General features: G+C 58.0%; 5 protein-coding genes and 2 pseudogenes. 5 read left to right on the forward strand and 2 right to left on the reverse strand.

Annotation, left to right across the window (positions count from 1 at the left end):
• Both ACIF4X_RS26910 and ACIF4X_RS26915 read right to left on the reverse strand, forming a co-directional pair.
• Window positions 1-199, reverse strand: a pseudogene (locus ACIF4X_RS26910) (glutamine synthetase); the annotation flags it as partial.
• A gap of 293 nt (window positions 200-492) precedes the next feature.
• Window positions 493-738: a hypothetical protein gene (locus ACIF4X_RS26915; protein WP_397484403.1), complete on the reverse strand. Its 246-nt coding sequence runs from the start codon at window positions 736-738 to the stop codon at window positions 493-495.
• Between the two features lie 190 nt (window positions 739-928).
• Here ACIF4X_RS26915 and ACIF4X_RS26920 point away from each other — a divergent pair, with 190 nt between their 5' ends.
• The 5 genes and pseudogenes from ACIF4X_RS26920 to ACIF4X_RS26940 all read left to right on the forward strand — a co-directional run.
• Window positions 929-2287 (forward strand): glutamine synthetase family protein, encoded by a 1359-nt coding sequence (locus ACIF4X_RS26920; RefSeq protein ID WP_034151968.1) that lies wholly within the window; start codon window positions 929-931, stop codon window positions 2285-2287.
• A gap of 57 nt (window positions 2288-2344) precedes the next feature.
• On the forward strand, window positions 2345-3709 hold the full coding sequence (locus ACIF4X_RS26925) for an aspartate aminotransferase family protein (RefSeq protein ID WP_397484404.1): 1365 nt from the start codon (window positions 2345-2347) through the stop codon (window positions 3707-3709).
• Window positions 3710-3880: 171 nt separating this feature from the next.
• Entirely contained in the window at window positions 3881-4993 is a 1113-nt protein-coding gene (locus ACIF4X_RS26930) for a polyamine ABC transporter substrate-binding protein (RefSeq protein ID WP_008085325.1), read from the forward strand.
• A gap of 188 nt (window positions 4994-5181) precedes the next feature.
• Complete coding sequence (locus ACIF4X_RS26935) at window positions 5182-6279, forward strand: polyamine ABC transporter substrate-binding protein (RefSeq protein WP_397484405.1); 1098 nt, start codon at window positions 5182-5184, stop codon at window positions 6277-6279.
• A 66-nt stretch (window positions 6280-6345) separates the two neighbouring features.
• Window positions 6346-7028, forward strand: a pseudogene (locus tag ACIF4X_RS26940) (ABC transporter ATP-binding protein); the annotation flags it as partial.

Below are 7028 nucleotides of genomic sequence, written 5' to 3' on the forward strand. Positions count from 1 at the left end.
TGATATCCAGAGCAAATAGAGAGGCCGGCAGGTTGATGCCTTTCTCGTAAACCTTGTGGAGGCTGGTGCGTTCAATGCGCTTGCCGCGCACCACACCATTCATATCCGCAATCAGAAGGTCAACGTACAGAACCTCAGGATGTTCCTTAAGGAACGCGTTCGCTTCGTTAAGCTGAACGGCACGCGGGGGTACCGACATGATGCAACACCTTTGTTGTTAAAAATATCAATCATTGATCTTTTCTGGTTTCAGTCAACCCGAACGGCATGCCGAAGTCAAGCGAGGGCTTTTTTGCCCTAAAAAAGCGCTGCAAGGGCATTTATGGGGCACTTTGGAGCGTTTTTAACCCCTTGGAACACTTGCCACCCGCAGGCTTGAGCAGGCCGTGTTGTATTTTTTACGGGGGTGTTGTGTAAAAAAATGAACAAGGCTAAGCTCCGATCAAACCCATAACAGCAATAATACCGGGGTGCTTCATGTCTCGCCTGCCGTTAATCGGCATCACCGACTGCTCGCAACAGTCCGGTCTGCATGCTCATCACATCAGTGGCGACAAATCCGTCCGTAGCGCAGCCGGCATGGCTGACACGTTGCTGACGATGTTCCCGTCCATGGCCGTTCAAGCGCCAGCGTCCGATATTCTGGACGTACGGGAAAGCATCCTGCTTATGGCGTCCCCTTCCACTATAGATCGCTTTCATTTCCAAAGCCTGTGCCGCTTGCCAAGCCGTGCTCATGATTCTGCACGCCTGGACTGTGCACAGGAAATGCAACGCCAGCGTAAAGGGCAGGTAAGCTCCTCTTTCATTGTCTATGCGCGGTGCCAGGCATAAGCCGGTACTGCGCGAGCAAGCCCCCTTTAACGCGACGCTCCAAGCGTCAAACTTTGCCTGACATCACGTCAGGAGACTCAGCCCAGAGGCATTTATGAGTAACAACCTCGACCAGCTCACCGATTGGTTGAAAGACCACAAGATCACAGAAGTCGAATGCATGATCGCCGACTTGACCGGGATCACCCGGGGCAAGATCTCGCCGACCAACAAGTTCATCGCCGAAAAAGGCATGCGCCTGCCCGAGAGCGTGCTGTTGCAGACCGTGACCGGCGACTACGTCGAAGACGACATCTATTACGAACTGCTCGACCCGGCCGACATCGACATGATCTGCCGCCCCGACCAGAACGCCGTGTACCTGGTGCCGTGGGCCATCGAGCCGACCGCGCAGGTGATCCACGACACCTACGACAAGCAAGGCAACCCGATCGAGCTGTCGCCGCGCAACGTCCTCAAGAAAGTCCTCAAGCTCTATGCCGACAAAGGCTGGCAGCCGATCGTCGCGCCGGAAATGGAGTTCTACCTGACCAAGCGCAGCGACGACCCTGACTATCCGTTGCAGCCGCCGATTGGCCGTTCGGGCCGTCCGGAAATCGGTCGTCAGTCGTTCTCCATTGAAGCGGCGAACGAATTCGACCCACTGTTCGAAGACGTCTACGACTGGTGCGAACTGCAAGAACTGGATCTCGACACGCTGATCCACGAGGACGGCACGGCGCAGATGGAAATCAACTTCCGTCACGGCGACGCGCTGTCGCTGGCCGACCAGATTCTGGTGTTCAAACGCACCATGCGCGAAGCCGCGCTCAAGCACGATGTGGCCGCGACCTTTATGGCCAAGCCGATGACGGGCGAGCCGGGCAGTGCGATGCACTTGCACCAGAGCATTATCGACATCGAGACCGGCAAGAACGTCTTCTCCAATGAAGACGGGACCATGAGCCAGTTGTTCCTGCACCACATCGGTGGTTTGCAGAAGCTGATCCCGGAATTGCTGCCGCTGTTCGCCCCTAACGTCAACTCGTTCCGCCGCTTCCTGCCGGACACCTCGGCACCGGTGAATGTCGAGTGGGGCGAAGAAAACCGCACCGTCGGCCTGCGCGTGCCAGATGCCGGCCCACAGAACCGTCGTGTCGAAAACCGTCTGCCGGGCGCTGACGCCAACCCGTACCTGGCGATTGCCGCGAGCCTGCTCTGCGGTTACATCGGCATGGTTGAAGGCCTCAACCCGAGCGCGCCGGTGGTGGGTCGTGGTTACGAGCGCCGCAACCTGCGCCTGCCGCTGACCATCGAAGATGCGCTGGAGCGCATGGAAAACAGCGCGACCATCGAGAAGTACCTGGGCAAAACCTTCATCACGGGCTACGTCGCGGTAAAACGGGCCGAACATGAAAACTTCAAGCGCGTGATCAGTTCCTGGGAGCGTGAGTACCTGCTCTTCGCCGTCTGATACGCCAGGCGCGGCCCTGAAAAAGCCGCGCCTTCACCGATAACAAGGAGAATTGGCATGACCAGCAACAACCCGCAAACCCGCGAGTGGCAAGCACTCAGCAATGATCACCACCTGGCGCCGTTCAGCGACTTCAAACAGCTGAAAGAGAAAGGCCCGCGGATCATCACCAACGCCAAAGGCGTTTACCTGTGGGACAGCGAAGGCAACAAGATCCTAGACGGCATGGCTGGTCTGTGGTGCGTGGCCATCGGTTACGGTCGCGATGAACTGGCCGATGCCGCCGCCAAACAGATGCGCGAACTGCCGTACTACAACCTGTTCTTCCAGACCGCGCACCCGCCGGCACTGGAACTGGCCAAGTCGATCGCCGACGTCGCGCCAGAAGGCATGAACCACGTGTTCTTCACCGGTTCCGGCTCCGAAGGCAACGACACCATGCTGCGTATGGTTCGTCATTATTGGGCGATCAAGGGCCAGCCGAACAAGAAAGTCATCATCAGCCGCAAGAACGGTTATCACGGTTCGACCGTGGCCGGTGCGAGCCTCGGTGGCATGACGTATATGCACGAACAAGGCGACTTGCCGATCCCGGGCATCGTTCACATCGCGCAACCGTACTGGTTCGCTGAAGGTGGCGACATGTCCCCGGAAGCGTTCGGCATCTGGGCGGCCAATCAGTTGGAAGAGAAGATTCTCGAAGTTGGCGTCGACAACGTCGGTGCCTTTATTGCCGAGCCGATCCAGGGCGCCGGTGGCGTGATCATTCCGCCCGACAGCTACTGGCCGCGCATCAAGGAAATCCTCGCCAAGTACGACATCCTCTTCGTCGCCGATGAGGTGATCTGCGGTTTCGGCCGTACCGGTGAGTGGTTCGGTAGCGATTTCTACGACCTCAAACCCGACATGATGACCATCGCCAAAGGCCTGACTTCCGGCTACATCCCGATGGGTGGCCTGATCGTCCGCGACTCGGTGGTGGCAGTACTCAACGAAGGCGGCGATTTCAACCACGGCTTCACCTACTCCGGTCACCCGGTGGCAGCAGCGGTGGGCCTGGAAAACATCCGCATTCTGCGCGATGAAAAAATTATCGAGAACGCGCACAACGAAACGGCACCGTATTTGCAGAAACGTCTGCGGGAACTGAACGATCACCCGTTGGTGGGTGAAGTTCGCGGAGTCGGTCTGTTGGGCGCGATCGAGCTGGTGGAGGACAAGGCCACTCGCAAGCGTTACGAAGGCAAGGGTGTCGGCATGATCTGCCGCCAGTTCTGCTTCGACAACGGCCTGATCATGCGCGCTGTGGGCGACACCATGATCATCGCGCCGCCGCTGGTGATCAGCAAAGCGGAGATCGATGAGCTGGTTACAAAGGCACGCAAGTGTCTGGACCTGACCCTCAGTGCGTTGCAGGGCTAAGTGCTAGGCTCTGAGCGGGGGAGCTGCGGCGCACTCGCTCAAAGCTGTCAGAAAGGCTGGTCTTTTCTTGAAAGACCGCCTCGGATCTTGCCAGACTAGCCGCGGTTCCAGTTGTCCGGGTTCGGCCGCTGAACAAAGTGGTTCAAAAAAGAAAAATTTGGAGCATTACGCATGAAGGCATTAGGCAAAAAGCTCGCTGGCAAGACTCTGCTCGCCATGTCCCTGATGGGAATCATGGCGGCTGCGGCTCAGGCGGACGACAAGGTGTTGCACGTCTATAACTGGTCCGACTACATCGCCCCGGATACCATCAAGAAGTTTGAAGACGAGTCGGGCATCAAAGTCGTCTACGACGTCTTCGACAGCAACGAAACCCTCGAAGCCAAACTGCTCGCAGGCAAGTCCGGCTACGACATCGTCGTACCGTCGAACAACTTCCTCGCCAAGCAGATCAAGGCCGGCGTCTACCAGAAGCTGGACAAGTCCAAGCTGCCTAACTGGAAGAACCTCAACACTGATTTGCTCAAAGCCGTATCGGTCAGCGACCCGGGCAACGAGCACGCCTTCCCGTACATGTGGGGCTCGATCGGCATTGGCTTCAACGCCGAGAAGGTCAAGGCTGCACTGGGCGCCGACGCGCCTGTCGATTCGTGGGATCTGATCTTCAAGCCGGAAAACGCGGCCAAGCTGAAATCCTGCGGCATCAGCCTGCTCGACTCGCCAACCGAGATGATTCCGGTGGCGCTGCACTACCTGGGCCTGCCAACCGACAGCCAGAAGAAAGAAGACATCGACAAGGCTGAAGCGCTGATCATGAAGGTGCGTCCTTCGATCGCCTACTTCCACTCGTCCAAGTACATCTCCGACCTGGCCAACGGCAACATCTGCGTAGCGGTCGGTTACTCGGGTGACATCTACCAGGCCAAGTCCCGCGCGGCTGAAGCCGGTGACAAGGTGAAAGTCAGCTACAACATTCCCAAAGAAGGTGCCGGCAGCTTCTACGACATGGTCGCCATCCCTAAAGATGCCGAAAACGTCGAAGGCGCCTACAAGTTCATGACCTTCCTGCAGAAGCCGGAAATCATGGCGGAAATCACCAACGCCGTACGCTTCCCGAACGGTAACGCCGCTGCCACGCCACTGGTCGATAAAGACATCACCAGCGACCCGGGCGTTTACCCACCGGCTGACGTGCTGGCCAAGCTGTACGCGATTGCCGACTTGCCGGCCGCGACTCAGCGGATCCTGACCCGCAGCTGGACCAAGATCAAATCGGGTAAATAAGCCGGTTTGCAGCAGCAACCGCTGGCCGTCGTCCCCCGCGAAGGCGGCCAGCGGATTAATTAAATGACAGAAAGTTTTGCTGGAACGGTTTTTCGAGGGTAAGTTGCGCGCCGGTTTTGTTGCCGGGCAGCCATGACTGTCAGGCAGCGCGGGGCAACTTGGGCCCAACTAATTTAGAGGACCTCCACTTGCCTATTTTTTCTTCTTTGCGCAAAGCCCTGCTGGCCACTGCCGGCCTGACGATCGCTGTCGGAGCCCAGGCCGCCGGTACGGTGCATATTTATAACTGGTCCGATTACATCGGCGAGACCACCCTGGCGGATTTCCAGAAAGCCACCGGGATCAAACCGGTCTATGACGTGTTCGATTCCAACGAGACCCTGGAAGGCAAGCTGCTGGCCGGGCGAACCGGTTACGACGTGGTCGTGCCGTCGAACCACTTCCTCGGCAAGCAGATCAAGGCGGGCGCGTTCCAGAAGCTCGACCGCTCGCAGCTACCGAATTATTCCAACCTCGACCCGGCGCTGCTCAAGCGTCTGGAGCAGAACGATCCGGGCAACCTGTACGCCGTGCCGTACCTGTGGGGCACCAACGGCATCGGTTACAACGTCGATAAAGTCAAAGCCGTGCTGGGCATCGACAAGATCGATTCCTGGGGCGTGCTGTTCGAGCCGGAGAACATCAAGAAGCTGCAAAGCTGCGGCGTGGCATTCCTCGATTCGGCGGATGAAATGATGCCGACCGTGCTCAACTACATGGGCCTGAACGCCAACAGCACCAATCCCAAGGACTACGAAAAAGCCACGGCCAAGCTGCTCGCGGTGCGTCCTTACGTGACCTACTTCCATTCCTCGAAATACATCGGCGACCTGGCCAACGGTGACATCTGCGTGGCCATCGGTTTCTCCGGCGATATTTTCCAGGCCAAGCACCGCGCAGAAGAAGCCAAGAAGGGCGTGAACATCGCCTACTCGGTACCGAAAGAGGGCGGCGCACTGTGGTTCGACATGCTGGCGATTCCGAAGGATTCGTCGAACGTGAAGGAGGCTCATGCCTTCATCAACTATCTGCTGAAACCTGAGGTGATCGCTCAGGTCAGTGATTACGTCGGTTATGCCAACCCGAACCCGGGGTCGGACAAGCTGATGGAACAATCCATCCGTACCGATGCGTCGGTGTATCCACCGCAGGCCGTTATCGACAAGGCCTACGTATCGACCGAGTTGCCACCGAACATTCAGCGCCTGATGACCCGTAGCTGGACCAAGGTCAAGTCGGGGATGTAAGGCACACACTATCCTGGGTTCGCCTTGCGGGGCGAACTGCATTGTTTTTTTCTGGGAGTTTCGTAAATGGCAGTTGCCTCCGGCGCCTATAAGAAAGCCCTCGAGGGCGACCAGACACCGAAACAGGTGTTGGTCAAAATCGACCGGGTCACGAAGAAGTTCGACGAGACGATTGCCGTGGACGACGTGTCCCTGGAAATCAAAAAGGGCGAGATCTTCGCCCTGCTCGGCGGTTCGGGATCGGGCAAATCCACTCTGCTGCGGATGCTGGCAGGGTTCGAACGGCCCACGGAGGGGCGCATTTTCCTCGACGGCGTCGACATCACCGACATGCCGCCGTACGAGCGACCGATCAACATGATGTTCCAGTCGTATGCCTTGTTCCCGCACATGACCGTGGCGCAGAACATCGCCTTCGGCCTCAAACAGGACAAGATTCCGGCGGCTGAAGTCGATGCTCGCGTAGCCGAAATGCTCAAGCTGGTGCAGATGAGTCAGTACGCCAAGCGCAAGCCGCATCAACTGTCTGGCGGTCAGCGTCAGCGTGTGGCATTGGCGCGTTCGCTGGCCAAGCGGCCGAAGTTGCTGCTGCTCGACGAACCGATGGGCGCACTGGATAAAAAACTGCGTTCGCAGATGCAGCTGGAGCTGGTCGAGATCATCGAGCGCGTGGGTGTGACTTGCGTGATGGTGACGCACGACCGATTTCCACGCCGGCGGTGTCGGTCGGGATCAGTGCCAGACTGATG

The organism is Pseudomonas sp. NPDC085632, from assembly GCF_044541255.1.
In the GTDB taxonomy this organism is placed as follows: domain Bacteria; phylum Pseudomonadota; class Gammaproteobacteria; order Pseudomonadales; family Pseudomonadaceae; genus Aquipseudomonas.